Here is a 22,318-nt window from a genome sequence, read left to right as displayed (position 1 = left end):
TGGCATTTCTAGAATCAATCACTCCTAGGGGAACACCATGAAGAAGCAGCAGGGCTTTACCTTGATCGAACTGATGATCGTCGTCGCGATCATCGCCATCCTCGCCGCTATCGCGCTGCCGGCGTATCAGGACTACACCATCCGCGCCCGCGTCTCGGAAGCTGCCGTGCTGGCTTCGGGTGCCAAGGCCACCGTCGCCGAAAACATCGCCAACAACGGCGGCATCATCGCTGCTGGCGCCTGTAAGGGCGTGGACACCACCGCTCCCGCAACGGTCAATGTCGCGACCTTCGGCTGCACCGATGCTTCGGGCGTGATCACCGTCGGCACGACCGCGAAGGCCGGCTCGGTGACCCTCGTCTTCACTCCCAGCGTGGGCGCCGGCGCTGCTGGCACCACCTGGAAGTGCACCAAGACCGCCGGTGCCGACAAGCACGTTCCGGCCGAATGCCGCTAAGCACGAGCTTCAAATTAGCTGTCACGAGACCCCGGGCAACCGGGGTCTTTTTTTGTCTGCGATAAAAAGCAAGAGCACATCACAAACCCTCACCTATGCGCCAAACCCCGGTCAGAGTTGGCACGCACCGTGCATAGCTTCATCGTAGTCCATCGCCATTTGGCATCGTTTCGTCCGGGGGAGATATGAAGCGGCAAGCCGGTTTCACACTGATCGAACTGATGATCGTGGTTGCGATCATTGCCATCCTGGCCGCAATCGCGATTCCGGCCTACCAGGACTACACGATCCGCGCTCGCGCGGCCGAGGCCTCCCTGCTGGCTTCGCAGACCAAGGCCACGGTGGCGGAGAACATCTTCAACAACGGCAACGCCATCGGCGCCGGCACTTGCAAAGGCGTCGATACAACGCCGCCTGCGACCGCCAACGTCGCCACGCTGGAATGCGATGACGCGACGGGCGAGGTCACAGTGGACACTACCGTAAAGGCAGGCAGCCTGTCCCTTCTCTACAAGCCCAGCGTTGGCACGGGCGCGGCGGGCGTTACCTGGACCTGCAGCCTGGTGGCCGGCGCAGCGCGGCACGCGCCTTCCGAATGCCGCTGAGACAGGTCGACTGTTGAATCCGCGGGCCCCGAGGGAAAGTGAGACGGCCAACGCTGGCGATCGGCTAGTATTGGGGTAAATTCATTCCCGGGGCCAACGGGGGAGGCGAATGAGCGCCGTCACTACCGCCAATCTTGCGGGAATTACTGGTATCGCCAGGCGCTTGGTGCTGGACGGCTTCCTGAGCGACCAGGACGCACGCGAGGCGATGTCGTCCGCGACTGCGGAACGCAAGCCCCTCGCGAACTACCTCTCCGAAAAGAAGCTGGTCACCTCAGCCCAGCTTGCAGCCGCGAACTCGATTGAGTTTGGGATGGCGCTGTTCGATGTCGCTTCGCTGGATCCCAATCAGTCAGCGATCAAGCTTGTCAACGAAGACCTGATTCGCAAACATAACGTGTTGCCGCTCTTTAAGCGCGGCAATCGATTGTTCGTTGGCGTCTCGGACCCGACGAATACGCAGGCGTTGGACGAGATCAAGTTCCAAAGCAACATGGCCGTGGAAGCGGTCCTTGTTGATGAGGACAAGATCCATCGGACAATTGAGCAATGGCTCGCCACGGCTGATGCCCTTACGGAAGCCATGGGGGACGCCGACGGCCTGGACAAGCTCGACGTCAGCGGTGGCGATGACGAACTAAGCGGCGAGAGCGGCGTTGACGCGAAGGGCGACGACACCCCGGTCGTGAAGTTCGTCAACAAGGCACTGGTCGATGCGATCCGCCGCGGCGCCTCGGATATCCACTTCGAACCGTACGAAACCGAATATCGCGTTCGCCTGCGTATCGACGGACTTCTCAAGCAGGTTGCCAAAGTACCGGTAAAGCTCAGTGCGCGTATTGCGGCACGCCTCAAGGTGATGGCGCAGCTGGACATCGCCGAGAAGCGCGTCCCGCAAGACGGCCGCATCAAGCTCAACCTGAGCAAGACCAAGCAGATCGACTTCCGCGTCAGCACGCTCCCGACTCTGTTCGGGGAAAAAATCGTGCTTCGAATCCTGGACGCAGGCGCTGCAAAGCTGGGAATCGACAAACTCGGATACGAAGACGACCAGAAGGCCCTATTCCTCGACGCAATCGAGAAGCCCTACGGCATGGTGCTCGTAACCGGCCCAACCGGCTCGGGCAAAACCGTCTCCCTGTACACGGCGCTCAACATCCTCAACGATGAACAGCGCAACATTTCCACGGTTGAGGATCCGGTGGAAATCCGTGTGCCCGGCATCAACCAGGTCCAGATGAACATCAAGCGCGGCATGACATTCGCGGCCGCGCTGCGCAGCTTCCTGCGCCAGGACCCCGACGTGATCATGGTGGGCGAAATTCGAGACCTCGAAACCGCGGAGATCGCGGTGAAGGCCGCGCAGACGGGCCACATGGTGCTCTCGACGCTGCACACCAACGACGCGCCGCAAACGATTGCGCGCCTCATGAACATGGGCGTGGCGCCGTTCAACATTACCTCGTCCGTCACCCTGGTCATCGCTCAGCGATTGGCTCGCAGGCTGCACGATTGCAAACGCGAAGCACATCTGCCCGAACACGCGTTGCTTGCCGAGGGCTTCACGCATGAAGACATTGCGGGCGGATTGAAAATCTATGAGGCAGTGGGTTGTCCCGACTGCACCGAGGGTTACAAGGGGCGGACCGGCATATACCAAGTCATGCCGATGTCGGAAGACATCCAGGCCATTGTCCTGGAGGGTGGAAACGCGATGAAAATTGCAGTGGCCGCCCAGAAGAACGGCATCCGCGACTTGCGTCAGTCCGCTCTGCTCAAGGCCAAGAACGGCGTGACCAGCCTAGCCGAAATCAACCGCGTCACTAAGGACTAAACATGTCGGCCACTCGATCTACCGTGAAGCCTGCAGCCCCTCGGCGCGCCGAAGCCATGCCCGTTTTTGTCTGGGAAGGCACGGACAAACGCGGCATAAAGATGAAGGGCGAACAGTCCGCGACCACGGCGAATCTCGTCCGCGCGGAACTGCGACGCCAGGGCATCACTCCGCTAGTAATCAAGGTGAAGCCCAAGCCGCTGTTCGGTGGCGCGGGCAAGCGCATCACCCCTGGCGATATCGCGGTCTTCAGTCGTCAGATCGCGACCATGATCAAATCCGGCGTGCCCATCGTCCAAGCGCTGGAGATCATGGGGGGTGGCCAGAAGAACCCCAAGATGAAGGACCTGATCAACGACGTCCGTTCCGACATCGAAAGCGGCTCCTCTTTTCATGAGGCGCTGGGAAGGCACCCCATTCAGTTCGACGAACTGTTCCGCAATCTCGTAAAAGCGGGCGAAAGCGCGGGTGTCCTGGAAACCGTCCTGGACACCGTCGCGACATACAAGGAAAACATCGAAGGATTGAAGAAGAAGATCAAGAAGGCTCTCTTCTACCCTGCCATGGTGGTCGCAGTCGCGATCATCGTCAGTGCAATCCTGCTGATCTTTGTCGTTCCAACGTTTGAAAGCGTCTTCAAGAACTTTGGTGCCGACCTCCCTGCCGCAACCCAGTTCGTCGTCGGACTTAGCCGCTTCACCGTTTCATGGTGGTGGGCAATCCTGCTGGTTGTCGTCGGCGCGATCGTAGCCTTGATTGCCTTGAAGAAGCGTTCACCCGCGTTCTCGCATTTTTTGGACAAATCAATCCTGAAAGTGCCGGTAATCGGGCAGATCCTTCACAACTCGGCGATCGCTCGCTTTGCACGGACGCTGGCCGTCACGTTCAAGGCCGGCGTACCGCTGGTAGAGGCGTTGGATTCGGTGGCGGGGGCGACGGGCAGCCCTATCTATGAAGCTGCCGTGCGCCGTATCCGTGAGGACGTTGCGGTTGGTTACCAGCTCAACCTGGCGATGAAGCAAGTCAACCTGTTCCCGCACATGGTCATCCAGATGGCGGCCATCGGTGAAGAAGCCGGCGCACTGGACACCATGCTGTTCAAAGTCGCCGAGTTCTACGAACAGGAAGTCAATAACGCGGTCGACGCCCTCTCCAGCCTGATTGAGCCCATGATCATGGTGTTCCTTGGCGTGGTGGTCGGCGGCATGGTCATCGCCATGTACCTCCCGATCTTCAAGCTCGGCGCCGTCGTCGGCTAACACGAGAGTTCCGACATCAGATGGCATTCCTCGATCAAAACCCCGCCATCGGCTATCCGCTGGTGGCGGGTTTCGGGCTGCTGGTAGGCAGCTTTCTCAATGTGGTGATCCTGCGCCTGCCCAAGCGGCTGGAGTGGGAGTGGAAGCGCGACGCGCGCGAGATGCTCGAACAACCTGAGGTCTACGACCCACCGCCTCCCGGCATCGTGGTTGAGCGTTCGCATTGCCCGCATTGCAAGCATCAGCTGAGCTGGTACGAGAACATCCCGGTCTTCAGCTGGCTGGTTCTCCGCGGCAAGTGCCGCAACTGCAAGGCGCCCATTTCGGCCCAATATCCGCTGGTGGAATTGGCCACCATGCTGTTGTTTGCCGCCGCCGTATGGCGCTTCGGTTTTGGCTGGCAAGGCTTTGGCGCCATCGTGTTCTCCGGCTTCCTGGTCGCCATGTCCGGCATCGATCTGCGAACGCAGCTGTTGCCGGATAGTCTGACGCTGCCGTTGATGTGGCTCGGCCTGATCGCGGCTTCCGACAACCTCTATATGCCCGTCAAACCGGCGCTGCTCGGCGCGGTAGCGGGCTATGCCAGCTTGTGGTCGGTGTGGTGGGTGTTCAAACAGCTCACTGGCAAGGAAGGCATGGGCCACGGCGACTTCAAGTTGCTCGCGGCGATCGGTGCCTGGACAGGTCTGAAGGGAATATTGCCGACGATCCTGTTGTCGTCGGTGATTGGAGCGATCATCGGCTCGATCTGGCTTGCAGTGAAGGGGCGGGATCGCTCCGTGCCGATTCCGTTCGGCCCCTATCTCGCCATCGCGGGATGGATCGTGTTTTTCTGGGGCCAGAAGTTGATCGATGCCTATATGCGTTACGCGGGACTGTCCTGACTTTTCTGCGTGAGCAATTCTGCGTGAGGGCCGGTGCTGTCTGTCTTGCTACCGGCCTGATCGCCGCCTAAGGGACCTCGCCCGGACGGGCGAATCAGCGACAATCCGCCCATGAGCCACTACATCATCGGCGTCACCGGCGGTGTCGCCTCGGGCAAAAGCGAAGTCACTCGACGCTTCGAGGCGTCGGGCATTGCCGTGGCCGATGCCGATGTGGCCGCGCGCGCGGCCGTGGCGCCGGGCTCGGACGGGTTGGCGGCGGTCGTGGAAGTGTTTGGGCAAACGGTACTCGCGGCCGACGGCAGCCTGGATCGTGCCGCGATGCGCCAACGCGTGTTCGGTGACGAGGCGGCCCGGCGTCGGCTCGAACAGATCGTGCATCCGCGGGTTCGAGCACAACTGCAACGCGAATGCGAAGCTGCCGCCGGCCCCTACGCCATCGCGGCGATTCCATTGCTGACCGAAAGCGGCGGCCGCTCCACCTACCCGTGGTTGCAGCGGATCCTCGTCGTGGATGTCCCGGTCGACGTCCAGCGCTCACGCCTGATGCGACGCGATGCTGCTGATGCCGGCCTGGCTGACCGCATGATCACCGCGCAGGCTTCGCGCTCGCAGCGGCTGGCGATCGCGGACGACGTAATCGTCAATGACGGCTCACTCGATCAGCTGGACGAACAGATCAAGGCGCTGGACCGGCGCTACCGGATGTTGGCGGGCTGAGCGCCCCTCACCCTGCCCGCTTCACGACTACGCAACGCGGTCCCTCGCTCTGCTCTCCCCCCTTGCGCTAGCGCAAGGACGTTCAGTCGGGCCTGCGCCAGCGGCGCACAAGCGCCCGCCTTCACCCCGCAAGCGGCGAGGGATAAAGCAACGGTCTCAGCAATCGCCCCACAACCCGCGAATCGCCGCGACGCCTTGCGCGCCGTGCCAGCGGGCTTCCGCGACGTCCTCGGGCGCGAGACCGCCGATGGCGTAGATCGGAAGCGACACCGATTCACGCATCACCGCGAACCCCTGCCACCCCAGCGGCACGACATCGGGATGACTTGCCGTGGGCTTCACCGAGCCGAGCACCACGAAATCGCAACGCAAGTCCTGCGCGGTGCGCAGATCGTGAACAGTGTGGCAGGACGCCGCAACGGGCAGTTCGCGCGGCAGCGGCCGAACACTCAACTCCTGCAACTGCGAAGCACGCAGATGCACGCCAGCACCCAGCGCACGCGCCAGCTCGAGATCGCCATTGACCAGGACTTCTGCGCCCGCCTCATGACAGCGCGCAGCCGCCTGCGCCGCCAAGGCACGCCAGCGCGCCGGAGCGCATGCGGGCGCACGTAGCTGCACGCGACGTATGCCGCGTACCAGCGCTCGCTCCAGCGCGCCCAGCCAGGCGGCATCATCCTCGCCGGGCTCGGGCGTCACCAGGTAGCGATCCGGCTGGGATAACGCCGCCACGACCGGGATATCCGCCGGCGGCATCGGGTAATCGACGAGTTTGTGGGGAGGCACCCAGGCCAGCGCCTGTCCCTCGAGGCCACGCATCGTGCCGCTCCATGACCGCACCTCATGAACATCCAGGCACAACCGCTTGTGCGGATAGGCCTGAGGTACGCGGATCAGCGGCGCGCCGAGTTCGACCTCGATACCCAGTTCCTCTCGCAGCTCGCGCTTGAGGGCGGCCTCAGGGGTCTCGTCGGGTTCGTGTTTGCCGCCAGGGAATTCCCACAGTCCAGCGAGATCACGCCCTTCCGTACGACGCGCCAGCAGGATCCGACCGCGATGGTCGCGGATCACGCCGGCCACGACTTCGATCATCCTGGGTTGCTGCGGACCGACGCTTGCGTCGCCCATGTCGCGAACGCTCATATTTCCAACGGTAGTTGTTGCGTTACCTGCATGCCAAAAAACTTATCCCCGCAAAGCGGGGATAAGCAGGTCGTATCAGGCGAGCTGGCCGTGGCAATGCTTGTACTTCTTGCCACTGCCGCACGGGCACGGGTCGTTGCGTCCGACGTTGGCGAAGGCGGCGTCGGCGCCGGCGGCCTGGGCTTGCGCTGCCTCTTCGTCCGCACCGAAGCCACCCATGTCCGGATGCTGGAACTGCATCTGGCGAGCCTGCGCTTCGGCCGCGGCGCGCTCCTGCGCTTCCAGTGCTGCGATCTCTTCCTCGCTGCGGATGCGCACGCGCGCCAGCAGCGTGACGACTTCGCGCTTCACCTTCTCCAGCATGTCGCTGAAGAGCTCGAAGGCTTCCTTCTTGTATTCCTGCTTGGGCTGCTTCTGCGCATAGCCGCGCAGGTGGATGCCCTGGCGCAGGTAATCCATGCGCGCGAGGTGCTCCTTCCAGTTCTGGTCGAGCACGTTGAGCATGATGTGCTTCTCGAGCATGCGCGTGGTCTCCGGACCCAGCTGCTGCTCGCGATCGGTGAAGTAACTCGTGACGGCGTCCTGCACGCGGCGCGCGATGGTCTCGGCGTCCATTTCCTTCGCCGCACTCACCTCTTCCACCAGCGGCAGCTGCAGGCCGAATTCCGCCTCGACCGCCGCCTGCAGACCCGGGAGATCCCACTGTTCGTCGATCGATTCGGCCGGCACGAAGCGGGTGACGATTTCGTTCACCACGTCCTCGCGGATGCCCTCGATGTTTTCCTGCACGCTTTCGGCTTCGAGCAGCTCGTCGCGCTGGCCGTAGATCACCTTGCGCTGGTCGTTGTTGACGTCGTCGAAGTCGAGCAGGTTCTTGCGGATGTCGAAGTTGTGGGCCTCGACCTTGCGCTGCGCGCCGGCGATCTGCTTCGTCACCAGACCGCTCTCGATGACGTCGTCTTCCTTCAGGCCCATGCGCGCCATCGCCTTCTGCACCCAGTCGGCGGCGAAGATGCGCATCAGGTTGTCTTCAAGCGACAGATAGAAGCGCGAGGAACCCGGGTCGCCCTGGCGACCCGAACGACCGCGCAGCTGGTTGTCGATGCGGCGCGATTCGTGGCGTTCGGTGCCGACGATGTGCAGGCCGCCGGCCTGCTTCACCGCATCGTGGCGCGACTGCCATTCGGACTTGAGGCGCTGCTTGGTGACTTCGTCGATTTCGCCGCCGTTGGCGTCTTCGTGCGCGGCGATTTCGGCTTCGAGCGAACCGCCCAGCACGATGTCGGTACCGCGGCCGGCCATGTTGGTGGCGATGGTCACGGCGCCCGGACGGCCAGCCTGCGCGACGATATGCGCTTCGCGCTCGTGCTGCTTGGCGTTGAGCACTTCGTGCTGGATGCCGGCGGCCTGCAGCTGTTCGCTCAGCATTTCCGACACTTCGATCGAGGTCGTGCCGACCAGCACCGGCTGGTTGCGCTTGTTGGCTTCGCGGATCTCGTTGATCACCGCACGGTACTTGCCGTTGCGGTTGAGGAACACCGCATCCGAATGATCCTTGCGAACCATCGGGCGATGGGTCGGGATCACGATTACTTCCAGGTTGTAGATGCTCTGGAATTCGTAGGCTTCCGTGTCCGCCGTACCGGTCATGCCGGACAGCTTCTTGTACATGCGAAACAGGTTCTGGAAGGTGATGCTGGCGAGCGTCTGGTTCTCGCGCTGCACCGGCACGCCTTCCTTCGCTTCCACTGCCTGGTGCAGGCCGTCGGACCAGCGGCGACCCGCCAGCGTACGGCCGGTGAATTCGTCGACGATGATCACTTCGCCATCGCGCACGATGTAGTCGACGTCGCGCTGGTAGATCGCGTGCGCACGCAGCGCGGCGTTGAGGTGGTGCACAACGCTGAGGTTCTGCGCGGCGTAGAGGCTGTCCTCTTCGGCAAGGATGCCCGCCTTGCGCAGCAGGTCTTCGGCATGTTCCTGGCCGGTTTCGGACAGGTGGACCTGCTTGCCCTTCTCGTCGAGCCAGTAGTCGCCTTCACCCTCTTCCGTCGCCTGCTTGCTCAGCTGCGGGACGATGCGGTTGACCTTGATGTACAGCTCCGGCGATTCGTCGGCCGGACCGGAGATGATCAGCGGGGTGCGCGCTTCGTCGATCAGGATCGAGTCGACTTCGTCGACGATCGCGTAGTGCAGGCCGCGCTGGAAACGGTCTTCCTTCGACAGCGCCATGTTGTCGCGCAGGTAGTCGAAGCCGAATTCGTTGTTGGTACCGTAGGTGATGTCGGCAGCGTACGCCGCGTGCTTGTCCGCGTGCGGCATGCCCGGATAGACGACGCCGACGCTCAGGCCGAGCCAGCTGTACAGCTTGCCCATCCACGCCGCGTCGCGACGGGCCAGGTAGTCGTTGACCGTGATGACGTGCGTGCCTTTGCCTTCCAGCGCATTGAGGTAGGTCGGCAGCGTGGCGACGAGGGTCTTGCCTTCGCCGGTGCGCATTTCGGCGATCTTGCCCAGGTGCAGGACCATGCCGCCGATCAGCTGCACGTCGTAATGACGCATGCCGAGCACGCGTTTGGCGGCTTCGCGGCAGACTGCAAAGGCTTCCGGCAGGATCTTGTCGAGCGACTCGCCACCCTGGATGCGCTGCTGGAACTCGGGCGTCTTCGCCTGGAGTTCGGCATCGGACAGCTTCTGCATCTCCGCCTCGAGGGCGTTGATCTTGTTGACCGAACGTTGCAGCTGGCGGAGCAGGCGTTCGTTACGGCTGCCAAAGACGCGGGTAAGCAGGCTGTTGAGCATGGTTGGGATTCTGGTTTTCGAAGACCGGGGTTCGATGCGGCAAGACGCCGCTCGTTCCCCGCAAAAAAGGAAAAGGGCGCCGGGCGCCCTTTCTGGCTCGTCGATTGTAGCTGGTGGCGCCCCCGTACGGTTGCAAGGGTACGCTCGTCACCAATTTGAACAGGCGGCTCCCGGAAGCCCAAAAGCAAACGGCGCGGTTTGTGGCCGCGCCGTTTGATCGAAGAGCTGGCTGCTCAGCCGTTGATCAACGGCGAGTGCTGGCTCAGGAAGTTGCGCGGATCCACGGCCTGGCCGTTCTTCCACACTTCCAGATGCACGTGGGCGCCGGTGGAGCGACCGGTGGAACCGGCCTTGGCGACTTCCTGGCCCGCGCGGATCAGCTCGCCGACATGGCGTTCCAGGCGCGAGTTGTGCGCGTAACGGGTGACATAGCCATTGCCGTGGTCGATCTCGATCACGTTGCCGTAGCCCGAGCGCGCACCGGAATAGCTGACCACGCCATCGGCCACGGCCAGGACCGGATCGCCGACGTCGGCTTCGAAGTCGATGCCCTTGTGGAACTGGCTGCCACCCACGATCGGATCGACGCGACGGCCAAAGCCGGAGGTGATGTAGCTGTTCTTGATCGGCTCACGCGAGGGAACCGAATTCATGTCGAGCTGGCGGTTGAACAGCATGGACTCCAGGACCGACAGCTGCTCACCGCTGTAAGCGAACTGCCGGTTGAGTGTGTCCAGGCCTTCGCGCAGCTCCGATCCGGAAATGTCGCGGACCGGGCCGGTACCACCGACGCCGACCGGCTTGTCGAAGTTGAACTCGCCGTCCTGCAGCTGGCCGATGCGCGTCAGGCGCTCGCCCAGGGCGTTGAGGCGGTTGGCTTCGGCCTGGAGTTCACCCAGACGTGCGGCCAACGCATTGATCTCGCGCTGCGATTCACGGCGAGAGGACGCAAGCTGCGCCTGCTGGCTGCCGAGCTGCAAGCGCAGGCCAGCGGTGCCGATCAGGCCGGCGCCGCCGCCAACGAGGAAGCCCACGCCCAGCAGCAGGCCGATCGCCAGCACCGGCCGGCGCGAGCCCAGCGAGCTGATCGATTCGACGAAGCGCGCGAGGGGCTTCTTGCGGAATTTGTTTACGATGAGTGGATGGGTCATCTGATCCGACGTAAGTTCTTGACGTGTCCAAGCCTTCTATCCCGCGCCGCCCTTCCGCCCCGCAAGCCCCGCTAGATGCGCTGCTTGCCGATTCGTCCGGCGACCCGATCCGCCGAGCCATCTGGCTCGACGGGCTGGACCGTCAGTTGCGTCCCCTCCTGCCGCCGACGCTGGCGCCGCATGCGCGGTTGGCCAACTTCGAGCGCGGCAGGCTCGTGTTCGTCGTCGACGCTCCGGTGTGGCGGGCCAAGCTGCGACTCGCGGCCCCGGAACTTCTCGACGCAGCCCGATCCGTCGGACTTGAAGCGACCGAACTCGTGGTCAAGACGACCCTGAGTCCGCCGGCTGGTGCGGCTTCACCACCCCTGGCGAATGTCCGCGCCAAACCGATGTCGAAGACGGCGCGCGATGCCTTGCAAGCCGCCTTGGCGTCGCTTCGGGAATCCGACCCTACGGGTCCCGATGACGCCGTGTGACCGTTTCCAGACCCGTTCTCCGTTTTGCTTCGAACCGGTCCATCTTCGGACGGGGGGCATGCTACTGGGCTAATCCCCTGATTTTGTTAAGAATCCAGAAGCGAGTTGGCAGAATCACGTTAAAGGCGCGTTAAATCTGCACGCAGCGTTCATGTCTGTGACAAGGGTCGCGCTGGGGGAAATCCCCTACTCCGGGATCTCACCGATCAGGGGCACGATCGGCTCGGGCCGACGTCACAGTTCGGGTTCATCCGCCGCAGGATTGCTGCATTGCGCCACGCCCGTGCGTGCCCAGACGGCAAAAGTCCGGCTCTGAGCCGGACTATTTAGAAGACACCGCAGGGCAACCGGGTCAGACCGTCAGCGGCGTGCCGTAGGCCACGGGTGCCGGGGCGGTCTCGTCCTCGAAGGTCACTTCTTCCCAAGCCGAGCGCTCAGCCAACAGGGCGCGGACCAGCTTGTTGTTGAGGGCGTGGCCGGACTTGAAGCCCTCGAAGGCACCGATGATCGGCCGGCCCGCGAGATACAGGTCGCCGACCGCGTCGAGGATCTTGTGGCGGACGAACTCGTCGGCGTAACGCAGGCCATCGTCGTTGAGGACGCGGAATTCATCCAGCACGATCGCGTTGTCCATCGAGCCGCCGAGACCGAGGTTGCGCTCGCGCATGTATTCGAGGTCGCGCATGAACCCGAACGTGCGGGCGCGGCTCACTTCCTTGACGTACGAAGCGGTGGAGAACTCCACCTCGGCGCGCGACTGCGAAGCCGGGATCGCCGGATGGTCGAACACCACAGTGAAGCCGATGCGGAAGCCGTCATGCGGCTCGAAACGGGCGATCTTGTCGCCTTCGCGCACTTCCACCGGACGCTTGATGCGGATGAAGCGCTTCGGCGCTTCCTGTTCGCGCACGCCGGCCGACTGCAGCAGGAATACGAACGGGCCCGCCGAACCGTCCATGATCGGGACTTCGGGCGCGGATAGTTCGATGTAGCAGTTGTCGATGCCCAGTCCGGCCAGCGCCGAAAGCAGGTGCTCGACCGTCATCACCTTGCCCGGGCCGCAGCTCAGGCCGGTGCACAGCACGGTTTCGGTAACGAGGTCCGCGCGCGCGGGAATCTCGACGACCGGATCGAGATCGATCCGGCGGAACACGATGCCGGCGTCCACGGGGGCTGGTCGCAGCGTGAGAAAAACTTTCTCGCCGCTGTGCAGGCCCACGCCGGTGGCGCGGATCACGTTCTTGAGGGTGCGCTGGCGAAGCATCGGAATCGGTTTCAGCCCTGGATCGAGGGATCGGGACTTGTTCTTGTCGGACGTCACCGGCACAAACCCAGCCGGCTACGGGGCGGCAAGGTTAACACGCAGGTGGCTGAACCTTAACGGAAAAGACATGAAGCCGAAATCGTTTTGTCTGGGACCTGTCACGTTTTTGGCCCGCCTGGACGGGCGCCCGCGGGTGTACCGAAAAGACCGGTCGGCAGTTCGCCGACCGGTAGAAGATCCCCGGGCGCAGGCGGCCCGGAGCCTAGGGTGCAAAACCCGGCCGGGGACGAGTCCGGCAAGGCGGGTGACGCTCCATAGGGCGGGTCTGGACCCGCCTCACGGATTACGGATGCGGGTCAAGACCCGCCCTACAAGATCAGTCCGCCTGGCGACGCAGGAACGCCGGAATGTCCAGATAGCTGCTATCGGCACCGAAGTCGGCCGCGGCCGGCGTCGAGGACTCGGTCACGCGGCCACCGCGCAGGCTGCCGGCGAACGACGGCGGGCCGGCCTGGAAGCCATCGCCGATCGCGTCGATCGGCAGGCCGGTGGTGCCGTCGCGCTTGACCTGGGTGCGAACCAGTTCGACCTGCGGACGCTGGCGGGCATCGGTGAAGTCGGCGCGTTCGCCATGACGAATCGGCTGGCGGGCCACGGCGCGGTTGAGGCCGGTGGCCACCACGGTGACCTTGACCTCGTCCTGCATGTCCGGATCGAGCACGGTACCGATGACGACCGTGGCGTCTTCCGAAGCGAAGTTCTCGATCGTGCGGCCGACTTCGTCGAACTCAGCCATGGTGAAGTCCGGGCCGGCGGTGATGTTGACCAGGATGCCGTTGGCGCCGGACAGGTTGACGTCGTCGAGCAGCGGGTTCTGGATCGCCGCTTCGGCGGCGGCCTGCGCACGGTCGTCACCGCGGGCCGAGCCGGTGCCCATCATCGCCAGGCCCATTTCGGACATGACCGTACGCACGTCGGCGAAGTCGACGTTGATCAGACCCGGACGCACGATCAGGTCGGCGATGCCCTGCACAGCGCCGAGCAGCACGTCGTTGGCGGCGCGGAACGCCTGGATCATCGTGGCGTTGCGGCCAAGCACGGTGATCAGCTTCTCGTTCGGGATCGTGATCAGCGAGTCGCAGTGGTGCGACAGCTCCTCGATGCCCTTGAGCGCGACCTGCATGCGGCGGCGGCCTTCGAACGGGAACGGCTTGGTGACCACGGCCACGGTCAGGATGCCCATCTCCTTGGCCAGCTGCGCCACGACCGGCGCAGCGCCGGTGCCGGTGCCGCCGCCCATGCCGGCGGTGATGAAGACCATGTCCGCGCCGGTCAGCGCATCCATGATGCGTTCGCGGTCTTCCAGCGCGGCCTGACGGCCGACTTCCGGATTCGCGCCCGCACCCAGGCCCTTGGTGACGTTGCTGCCGAGCTGCAGCTGCAGCTTGGCGCCGCAGTTCTTGATCGCCTGCGCGTCGGTATTGGCGGTGATGAACTCCACGCCGTCGACGCTGCCGCTGACCATGTGCGCGACCGCGTTGCCGCCGCCACCGCCGACGCCGACGACCTTGATCACCGCGTTCGGGGCCATCTTTTCCATCAATTCAAAATGTGCCATGTCCTCGTCCTCTAGTTATATGTTGCTTAGTGATTGATCGGGGCACTGCAGGTACCGCAATTCGCCATCTCGCTTTGCCCATCTCCGAAGCGCCCTCGCCCCGGCTTTTCCTTGTAGAGCGGAGCTTGCTCCGCTGCTGTTTCTACGCATTCCGCGAAAGCAGCGGAGCAAGCTCCGCTCTACAAAGCGCTAGAACTCTCCGCGATACCAACTCTTCAACTTGTTGAAGAAGCTGCCCGCGCGGCCCGTCGAAATCGTCGGGCGACGCGGATTCTCGATCTGGCTGCCCATCAGCAGCAGGCCGACGCCGGTCGCATGCACCGGGTTGCCCACCACTTCGCCCAGGCCCGTCACGTGCTGCGGAATGCCCACACGCACCGGCATCTGCAGCATTTCTTCCGCGAGCTCGACCACGCCTTCCATCTTCGCGGCGCCGCCGGTGAGCACCATGCCGGCGCGCACGTGCGGCTCGAAGCCGCTGCGACGCAGTTCGGCCTGGATCATTTCGAAGATTTCCTCGTAGCGCGCCTGCACCGCCTGCGCGAGCGAAGCGCGCGGCATGCGACGCGGCGGACGGTCGCCGACGCTGGGCACCTGGATCGACTCTTCCGCCGTCGCCATCTGCGCGAGTGCGCAGGCGTAGCGGACCTTGATCTGCTCGGCTTCCGGCGTCGGTGTGCGCAGCATGTGCGCGATGTCCTCGGTGACCTTGTCGCCGGCGATCGGCAGCGAGGCGCTGTGCGCGATCGCGCCCTGCACGAACACCGCGATATCGGTGGTGCCGGCGCCGATGTCGACCAGCACCACACCGAGCTCGCGTTCGTCGCTGGTCAGCACCGCGGTGCTGGAAGCGAGCACGCTCAGCACCAGGTCGTCGACCTGCAGGCCGCAACGCTGCACGCATTTGCTGATGTTGGCCGCAGCCGACTGTGCGCACACCACGAGATGCGCATGCACTTCCAGGCGCACACCGGTCATGCCGACCGGGTTGCGGATGCCTTCCTGCGAATCGTCGAGCACGTAGTCGCGCGGAATCGCGTGCAGGATCTTCTGGTCGGCGGGGATCGCGACCGCCTTCGCCGCTTCGAGCACGCGGTCCAGGTCGCCGTAAGTCACTTCGCCATCGCGGATCGGCGCGATGCCCTGCGAGTTGCGGCACTGGATGTGGCTGCCGGAGATCGAGGCGTAGACCGATCGAATCTCGCAGCCGGCCATCAACTCGGCTTCCTCGATCGCGCGCTGGATCGACTGCACGGTGGATTCGATATCGACCACCACGCCACGCTTGAGTCCGCGCGATTCGTGCGAGCCGATGCCGATCACTTCGATCGGAGCGCCGGGCGAATACTCACCCACCAGCGCCACCACCTTGGAGGTGCCGATGTCGAGACCTACGATCAGCGATTTGTCGCCCTTGCGATTCATGTATTTCCCTGCACTTGCGGCGCTTCCGGGACGACCGGCGCTGGGGCCGGCTTCCACGTCAGCGCGAAACCATTGGTGTAACGAAGATCGGCGCGCGCCAGCTGCTGCGTGTTCTGCGTCAGCAACTGCGGCAGCAGCCGGACAAAGCGGTCGAGGCGCGCACGCGCTTCGCTGCGACCGACGACGACTTGCGCGCCGTTGTTGAGGCCGAGCTTCCAGCTGCCGCGCGGATCGAGCACGACCTCCTGCACGCTGATGCCGACCTTGGCGAACAGCTCGCGCGACTGGTTGTAGAGCTCGACGACATCACGCGTGCGCGTTTCGGGGCCGCCGAACTGCGGCAGTCCGCTGGGCACTGCAATGCCCTTGGCCGGGAACAGGCGGCCGTGCTCGGACAGCAGGCGATCGTTGCCCCAGCGGGCGAATGGCTTGTGCTCGACCACGCGCACTTCGAGCACGTCCGGCCAGCGCTTGCGCACTTCGGCGGACTCGACCCACGGCAGCTTCGCCACCGCGTCCTGTGCGGATTCGAGATCGACCGCGAAGAAGCCACGCTTCGCGTAGGGCAGCAGCGTCTGGCGCAGCAGCGCGCCATCGACGCGACGGAACTCGCCCGTCGCCTGCAGCTTGGTCAGCGGCCAGTGGTTCGCACCGACCCAGCCATTGAGCACGGCGACGACCGGCAGCACGACCAGTGCGACCGCGAGTACCCAGCCAGCGATGCGCAGCAGCGCGTTCACTTCGACGCGACCTCCACGGTCTGCTCGAGAATCCGCCAGCACAGTTCCTCGAAACCGATGCCGACCTGGCGTGCGGCCTTGGGCACCAGGGAGTGACTGGTCATGCCCGGCGCGGTATTCACTTCCAGCAGGTAGAACTTGCCGCTGGTGCGATCGCGCATGACGTCGACGCGCGCCCAGCCGGTGCAGCCGGCGGCCAGGAAGGCGGCGAGCGCGATACGGCGAATCTCTTCCTCGGCCTCGCCCTCAAGGCCCGGGCACAGATACTGCGTGTCCTCGGCGATGTACTTGGCGTTGTAGTCGTACCACTCGCCCTTCGGCACGATGCGGATCGAAGGCAGCGCCTGGTGCGTGATGCCATCGCCGAGCACGCCGACGGTGAGTTCGTCGCCGACCACCATCTGTTCCATCAGCAGCTCGCCCGGATAGCGCTCGGCCAGTTCAACCGCGGATTCGAGGTCGGCGTCGCTGAAGACGCGCGACACACCAACGCTGGAACCTTCGCTGGACGGCTTCACGATCACCGGCAGGCCGATCTCACGCGCGGCGGCATGCACGTCCGCGCCCTTCGGCAGGCGTGCATAGCGTGGCGTCGGCAGCCCCAGCGAGAGCCACACCTGCTTGGTGCGGATCTTGTCCATCGCCAGTGCGGAACCGAGCACGTTGGAGCCGGTGTACCGCACACCCAACGCTTCGAGCAACCCCTGCAACGTGCCGTCTTCGCCACCACCCTTGTTGCCGTGGAGGATGTTGAACACGCGATCGACCGAGCCGCGGCGGATTTCCTCGATCAATGCGGGAATACCATCGACCGCGAACGCATCGACGTTGCGCGCGCGCAGAGCCTCTAGCACGTTGCGGCCGGAATCCAGCGATACCTCGCGTTCGGCACTGGTGCCGCCCATGAGCACGGCGACGCGGCCGAAGACGGCCGGATCGGTGACGCGCGGGGCAGCGAAATTCATGCTCACTTTTGTTCTCCTGCGAAACCATTGCTCGCTATCTGCTGCGCGGCGTGGCCGATATCACCCGCGCCCATCATCAGCAGCAGGTCGCCGTCGTTGAGGACGTCCGGCAGCACAGTGGCCAGATCAGCCGCACCGTTGACGACGATGGGATCGACGCGACCACGCGTGCGGATCGCGCGCGCCAGCGACTTCGCATCGGCACCGGCGATCGGGGCTTCGCCGGCGGGATAGACCTCGGTGAGCACCAGCGTGTCCACGCTCGACAGCACCGCAGCGAATTCGTCGAACAGATCGCGGGTGCGGCTGTAGCGATGCGGCTGGAAGGCAACGACCAGTCGCTTTTCCGGCCAACCGCCGCGCGCCGCGGCGAACACTGCCTCCAGCTCCTTCGGGTGGTGACCGTAGTCGTCGACCAGTTGCACCGTCGCGCCCTTGGTGGTGGTGAGCTGCGCGAGCAGGTTGAAGCGGCGACCGATGCCGGCGAAGTTCTCCAGCGCGCGTGCAATCGCCGCGGTCTCCACACCCAACTGCCAGCCCACCGCCGCAGCGGCGAGCGCGTTCTGCACGTTGTGGCGACCCGGCAGGGCCAACGTGACCGGCGTGCGGCTGCCGTCGGGCAAGCACAGCGTGAAAAGCATGCGCGCGCCCTGCTGCGAGACATCCTCGGCTCGCACATCCGCGTGTTCGGCAAAGCCGTAGGTCATCACGTGGCGGGTCGTCTTGGCGGCCAATGCCGCCACTTCCGCGTCATCGATGCACAGCACGGCCAGGCCATAGAACGGCAGGTGATGCAGGAATTCGTCGAACGCCGCCTTCACCTTGGCGAATTCGCCGCCGTAGTTCTCCAGATGATCGGCGTCGATATTGGTGACGATCGCGATCTGCGGGTTCAGACGCAGGAAGCTGCCATCGCTTTCATCGGCTTCCGCCACCAGCCAGTCGCCCTTGCCCAGGCGTGCGTTGGCGCCGGCAGCGAGCAACTTGCCGCCGATCACGAAGGTCGGGTCGACGTCGCCTTCGGCAAGCACACTGGCCAGCAGGGAGGTGGTCGTTGTCTTGCCGTGCGTGCCAGCCACGGCGATGCCGCGCTTGAAGCGCATCAGCTCGGCCAGCATTTCCGCACGCGGCACGATCGGGATGCGCTGCGCGTGGGCTTCCATCAGTTCCGGATTGTCGTGCTTGATGGCCGAGGAGACGACGATGCAATCGGCACCCAGCACGTTGGCGGCCGCGTGACCGCGCATCACGCTGATGCCAAGCGACGACAGGCGCCGCGTCACGGCGTTGTCGGCCATGTCCGAGCCCGACACCTGGTAGCCCAGCGTGCACAGCACTTCGGCAATGCCGCTCATGCCCACGCCGCCGATGCCGACGAAGTGCACGCGCGCACCGGCGCCGCCACTGGCGATGAGGTCGCCGGCGTGCTGCATGCGATGGCGGGTCTGCGGGCTCATGGATGTTCCTTGTTCGATTGTTCGAGCACGATCGTGGCGACACGTTCGGCCGCGTCGGGTTTGGCCAGCGCACGCGCGGCCTTGGCCATCGGCAGCAGCAATTCGCGTTCGCCGAGGATTTCCAGCGTCGCGGACAGGCGCTGGGCCAGATCGTTGACGTCGCTGCCCTGCGGCAACAGCTGCGCAGCATTGCGATCAACCAGGAACTGCGCGTTCTTGGTCTGGTGGTCGTCAACGGCCTGCGGAAACGGCACCAGCACACTGCCCACGCCGACCGCACACAGTTCGGCGAGCGTGAGCGCGCCGGCACGGCAGATCACGATGTCGGCCCAGGCGTAGGCCGCGGCCATGTCGGCGATGAAGGGTTCAACTGAAGCTTCGACGCCGGCTTCGGCGTACGCACGGACCGCATCCTCGCGCATCTTCTCGCCGCACTGGTGACGCACGTCGAAGCGAATCTGGCGTGGCATCGAAGCGATCGCCCTGGGCACTGCCGCGTTGAGCGCGCGTGCGCCCTGACTGCCACCGAGCACCAGCAGGCGCAATGCACCTTCGCGACCAGCGAAACGCTGCTCCGGCGGCGCCACCGCGGAGATTTCCGCGCGCACCGGATTGCCGACGACTTCCTCATTTGCGAAGGTCTGCGGGAAACCGCACAGCACACGACGGGCGAACTTCGACAGCACGCGGTTGGTCATGCCCGGCGCACGATTCTGCTCGTGCACGATCAGCGGGATGCCGGCCAGCTTTGCGGCCAGACCGCCAGGACCGGCGGCGAAACCGCCAAAGCTCACCACTGCACGCGGTTGGCGCTGACGCAGCGTCTGTCGTGCGGCGTTCACCGCACCCAGCAGCTTGAACGGAGCGGACAGCAGCGTCGCGATGCCCTTGCCACGCACGCCACGCACCGCGATGGTGTCGATCGCAATACCGTGCTGCGGAACCAGACGCGTTTCCATGCCGCCTTCGCTGCCCAGCCACAACACCGGCACATCGCGCTCGCGCAGTGCCTTCGCCACGGCGAGACCGGGGAAGATATGACCGCCCGTCCCACCGGCGAGAATCATCACCGGATGCAGGTCGGAATCAGTGGCGGCGTTCGATACGCTCATGCCGTCCTTCCAAAAGATTTCTCGAATACCGGTTCGACACGCTGGCGCAGGCGGCTCGTGCCGCGCGCCTCGTTGCCCGCAACCACCGGCAAGGGCTGGGTGATCGACGGCACGCCCACCGACGGGATTTGCGCTTCGCCGCGCAGACGCGCGACCTGGCGCTGCGCGCGGTCGAGTTCGAACGACACCCGCAGCAGCACGCCCAGCGCCGCGCAGGTCATCATCACGCTCGAACCGCCCGAGGAAATCAGCGGCAGGGTCAGGCCCTTGGTCGGCAACAGCCCGAGATTCACGCCGATCGACACGAAACTCTGCAGCGACATCCACAGAGCAATGCCGAAGGCGACATAGCCCGCGAAGTGACGGCGCATCTCCACGCACTTCAGCCCGATCCAGAAGGCACGCCCGGCCAGCGCGGCGAAAAGGAGGATGACGGCGAATACGCCGACGAAACCGAGTTCTTCGGCGATCACTGCCATGATGAAGTCGGTATGCGCTTCGGGCAGATAGGAGAGCTTCTGCACCGACGCGCCGAGACCAACGCCGAACCACTCGCCACGCCCCACGGCCATCAATGCATTGGTCAGCTGGTAACCGGAGCCAAACGGATCGGCCCACGGGTCGCGGTACGACACCAGGCGCTGCACGCGGTACGGCTCCATCAGGATCATCAGTGCCAGCACCGGCAGCACGCACAGCACCGGCAGCAGCATGCGCGGCAGGTTGGCGCCGCCCAGCACCAGCATGCCCGCGGTTATGGCGAGCAGCAGCGCGGACGAACCGAAATCCTTGTGGACCACCAGCAGGATGCCGACCATTAAACCGGCGACCGCGAGCACTTTGATCATCGCGCGCCAGGTCGCGCTCACTTCGTCGCGGAAGCGCGCGAGGTAGCTCGACAGCCATACGATCAGCATCAGCTTGACCGCTTCCACCGGCTGGAACGTACCGATACCGAGGTTCAGCCAGCGGCGCGCGCCCTTGGCGGTGTAGCCAATACCCGGAAGCACCACCAGCAACAGCAACACCAGCGCTGCGATCGGCAGCCATTGGCTGTACTGCTCGATGGTCTTCATCTCCATACGCATGGCGGTGATGGCCAGGCCAACGCCGATGGCGACGAACACGACGTGACGGGTCAGGTAATAAAACGGCCCGGCATTCTGGCCTTCGGCGATAGCGATAGACGCCGAGCCGACCATCACCACGCCCAGGCACGCGAGCACGCACGAAATCGCCAGCAGCCACGGATCGTAGCGGCCGCCGATTTCGTCGAGTCGTGTTGCCTGGCGCGAGAGATCGTTCATCAGCGGATCTTCAGCGTGGCCAGACCGATGAGCACGAGGATCACCGAGATGATCCAGAAGCGGACGATCACGCGCGGCTCCGGCCAGCCCTTCAGTTCGAAGTGGTGATGGATCGGCGCCATGCGGAACACGCGCTTGCCGGTGAGCTTGAACGAGGCGACCTGGATCATCACCGAGAGCGTCTCGATGACGAAGATGCCACCCATGATCACCAGCACCAGTTCCTGGCGCACGATCACCGCGATGCTGCCAAGCACGGCACCCAGCGCGAGCGCGCCGATATCGCCCATGAACACCATGGCCGGGTAGGTGTTGAACCACAGGAAGCCGAGCCCCGCACCGGCAATCGCCGCGCAGATGATCACCAGCTCACCGGCGCCTGGGACCTGCGGAATCTGCAGGTAGTTGGAGAACACCGCGTTGCCGGAGGCATAGGCGAACACACCCAGCGCGCAGGCGACCAGCACGGTCGGCATGATCGCCAGGCCGTCGAGGCCGTCGGTCAGGTTCACGGCGTTGGAGAAGCCGACGATCCACAGATAGGCGATCGCGATGAAGAAGATCACGCCGCCGATGCCTACCAGAGGCAACGCCACGTTCTTGAAGAACGGGATGTACAGCGTGGTCGCCGACTGCACGTCGGCCGTGTAGTACAGGAACAAACCCGCACCCAGACCGATGATCGATTGCAGGAAATACTTGGTGCGCGAACGCATGCCGTTCGGATCGCGCTTGACGATCTTGATCCAGTCGTCCCACCAGCCGATCGCGCCACACGTAATCATCACCGCAAGCACCAGCCAGACGTAGCGGTTGCGCAGATCGCCCCACAGCAGCACCGAGGCGAGGATGGTCAACAGGATCAGCGCGCCACCCATGGTCGGCGTGCCTGCCTTGGAGAAATGCGATTGCGGGCCGTCCTTGCGGATCGGCTGGCCGCCCTTGAGCTGGGCGAGCCGACGGATCACCGCCGGGCCCCACCACAGCGACAGGAACAATGCCGTCAGCGCCGCGAGGATGCCGCGGAAGGTCAGGTAGCCGAACAGGCCGAAGAGGCTTTGCAGCTGTTCGAGCCAACGAAAGAGTTCAAGAAGCATGT

18 protein-coding genes and 1 pseudogene are annotated in these 22,318 nt (G+C 64.3%); 7 read left to right on the top strand and 12 right to left on the bottom strand.

Features of this window, described 5'->3' with window-relative positions; genetic code table 11:
- The first annotated feature begins 37 nt into the window (after positions 1 to 37).
- The 6 genes from ACYVGK_RS05040 (at position 38) to coaE (ending at position 5,759) form a co-directional block, all read left to right on the top strand.
- The gene (locus ACYVGK_RS05040; RefSeq protein WP_460732139.1) at positions 38 to 457 is read left to right on the top strand and encodes a pilin; all 420 of its coding nucleotides are present in this window, start codon (positions 38 to 40) and stop codon (positions 455 to 457) included.
- 185 nt (positions 458 to 642) lie between these two features.
- Positions 643 to 1,062, top strand: a complete 420-nt coding sequence (locus tag ACYVGK_RS05035) for a pilin (protein WP_460732137.1) — start codon at positions 643 to 645, stop codon at positions 1,060 to 1,062.
- Between the two features lie 109 nt (positions 1,063 to 1,171).
- Positions 1,172 to 2,896, top strand: coding sequence for a type IV-A pilus assembly ATPase PilB (gene pilB, locus ACYVGK_RS05030; RefSeq protein ID WP_460732135.1), 1,725 nt, complete (start codon positions 1,172 to 1,174; stop codon positions 2,894 to 2,896).
- Between the two features lie 2 nt (positions 2,897 to 2,898).
- Positions 2,899 to 4,155, top strand: coding sequence for a type II secretion system F family protein (locus tag ACYVGK_RS05025; RefSeq protein ID WP_460732134.1), 1,257 nt, complete (start codon positions 2,899 to 2,901; stop codon positions 4,153 to 4,155).
- Positions 4,156 to 4,175: 20 nt separating this feature from the next.
- Positions 4,176 to 5,039 (top strand): prepilin peptidase, encoded by an 864-nt coding sequence (locus tag ACYVGK_RS05020; RefSeq protein WP_460732133.1) that lies wholly within the window; start codon positions 4,176 to 4,178, stop codon positions 5,037 to 5,039.
- 111 nt (positions 5,040 to 5,150) lie between these two features.
- A complete protein-coding gene (gene coaE / locus ACYVGK_RS05015) occupies positions 5,151 to 5,759 on the top strand; it encodes a dephospho-CoA kinase (RefSeq protein WP_460732132.1) in 609 nt (202 codons plus the stop codon).
- A 156-nt stretch (positions 5,760 to 5,915) separates the two neighbouring features.
- Here the strand turns inward: coaE and ACYVGK_RS05010 are convergent, their stop codons facing one another.
- The 3 genes from ACYVGK_RS05010 to ACYVGK_RS05000 all read right to left on the bottom strand — a co-directional run bounded on the left by ACYVGK_RS05010 (position 5,916) and on the right by ACYVGK_RS05000 (position 10,855).
- Positions 5,916 to 6,887 (bottom strand): Nudix family hydrolase, encoded by a 972-nt coding sequence (locus tag ACYVGK_RS05010; RefSeq protein WP_460732448.1) that lies wholly within the window; start codon positions 6,885 to 6,887, stop codon positions 5,916 to 5,918.
- 90 nt (positions 6,888 to 6,977) lie between these two features.
- Positions 6,978 to 9,704 (bottom strand): preprotein translocase subunit SecA, encoded by a 2,727-nt coding sequence (gene secA, locus ACYVGK_RS05005; RefSeq protein WP_460732131.1) that lies wholly within the window; start codon positions 9,702 to 9,704, stop codon positions 6,978 to 6,980.
- Positions 9,705 to 9,937: 233 nt separating this feature from the next.
- Positions 9,938 to 10,855, bottom strand: coding sequence for a M23 family metallopeptidase (locus tag ACYVGK_RS05000; RefSeq protein WP_460732130.1), 918 nt, complete (start codon positions 10,853 to 10,855; stop codon positions 9,938 to 9,940).
- Positions 10,856 to 10,878: 23 nt separating this feature from the next.
- On the opposite strand from ACYVGK_RS05000, the gene ACYVGK_RS04995 reads away from it, so the two are divergent.
- Positions 10,879 to 11,331 carry a DciA family protein gene (locus ACYVGK_RS04995; RefSeq protein WP_460732129.1) on the top strand — a complete coding sequence of 151 codons (453 nt, stop codon included), beginning with the start codon at positions 10,879 to 10,881 and terminating at the stop codon, positions 11,329 to 11,331.
- Between the two features lie 352 nt (positions 11,332 to 11,683).
- Here the strand turns inward: ACYVGK_RS04995 and lpxC are convergent, their stop codons facing one another.
- The 9 genes and pseudogenes from lpxC to mraY all read right to left on the bottom strand — a co-directional run bounded on the left by lpxC (position 11,684) and on the right by mraY (position 22,316).
- Positions 11,684 to 12,595, bottom strand: coding sequence for a UDP-3-O-acyl-N-acetylglucosamine deacetylase (lpxC, locus tag ACYVGK_RS04990; RefSeq protein ID WP_460732128.1), 912 nt, complete (start codon positions 12,593 to 12,595; stop codon positions 11,684 to 11,686).
- A gap of 376 nt (positions 12,596 to 12,971) precedes the next feature.
- Positions 12,972 to 14,213 carry a cell division protein FtsZ gene (gene ftsZ / locus ACYVGK_RS04985; RefSeq protein ID WP_460732127.1) on the bottom strand — a complete coding sequence of 414 codons (1,242 nt, stop codon included), beginning with the start codon at positions 14,211 to 14,213 and terminating at the stop codon, positions 12,972 to 12,974.
- Positions 14,214 to 14,402: 189 nt separating this feature from the next.
- Positions 14,403 to 15,638: a cell division protein FtsA gene (gene ftsA / locus ACYVGK_RS04980; RefSeq protein ID WP_460732125.1), complete on the bottom strand. Its 1,236-nt coding sequence runs from the start codon at positions 15,636 to 15,638 to the stop codon at positions 14,403 to 14,405.
- A 59-nt stretch (positions 15,639 to 15,697) separates the two neighbouring features.
- Positions 15,698 to 16,378, bottom strand: a pseudogene (locus ACYVGK_RS04975) (cell division protein FtsQ/DivIB); the annotation flags it as partial.
- The gene (locus ACYVGK_RS04970) at positions 16,375 to 17,343 is read right to left on the bottom strand and encodes a D-alanine--D-alanine ligase (protein WP_460732124.1); all 969 of its coding nucleotides are present in this window, start codon (positions 17,341 to 17,343) and stop codon (positions 16,375 to 16,377) included. The pseudogene ACYVGK_RS04975 and the gene ACYVGK_RS04970, both read right to left, overlap by 4 nt.
- Positions 17,344 to 17,345: 2 nt before the next feature.
- Positions 17,346 to 18,800: a UDP-N-acetylmuramate--L-alanine ligase gene (gene murC, locus ACYVGK_RS04965; protein WP_460732123.1), complete on the bottom strand. Its 1,455-nt coding sequence runs from the start codon at positions 18,798 to 18,800 to the stop codon at positions 17,346 to 17,348.
- Entirely contained in the window at positions 18,797 to 19,912 is a 1,116-nt protein-coding gene (gene murG, locus ACYVGK_RS04960) for an undecaprenyldiphospho-muramoylpentapeptide beta-N-acetylglucosaminyltransferase (RefSeq protein WP_460732122.1), read from the bottom strand. Before murG ends, murC begins: the two co-directional genes overlap by 4 nt.
- On the bottom strand, positions 19,909 to 21,219 hold the full coding sequence (ftsW, locus tag ACYVGK_RS04955) for a putative lipid II flippase FtsW (protein ID WP_460732121.1): 1,311 nt from the start codon (positions 21,217 to 21,219) through the stop codon (positions 19,909 to 19,911). Before ftsW ends, murG begins: the two co-directional genes overlap by 4 nt.
- Positions 21,219 to 22,316 carry a phospho-N-acetylmuramoyl-pentapeptide-transferase gene (gene mraY, locus ACYVGK_RS04950; RefSeq protein ID WP_460732120.1) on the bottom strand — a complete coding sequence of 366 codons (1,098 nt, stop codon included), beginning with the start codon at positions 22,314 to 22,316 and terminating at the stop codon, positions 21,219 to 21,221. The genes ftsW and mraY overlap by 1 nt, the downstream gene beginning before the upstream one ends.
- Positions 22,317 to 22,318 lie beyond the last annotated feature (2 nt).

This window comes from Lysobacter tyrosinilyticus (assembly GCF_054779815.1).
The sequence above is the reverse complement of the archived record's forward strand: the minus strand, read 5'-3'. Positions and strand labels throughout refer to the sequence as shown.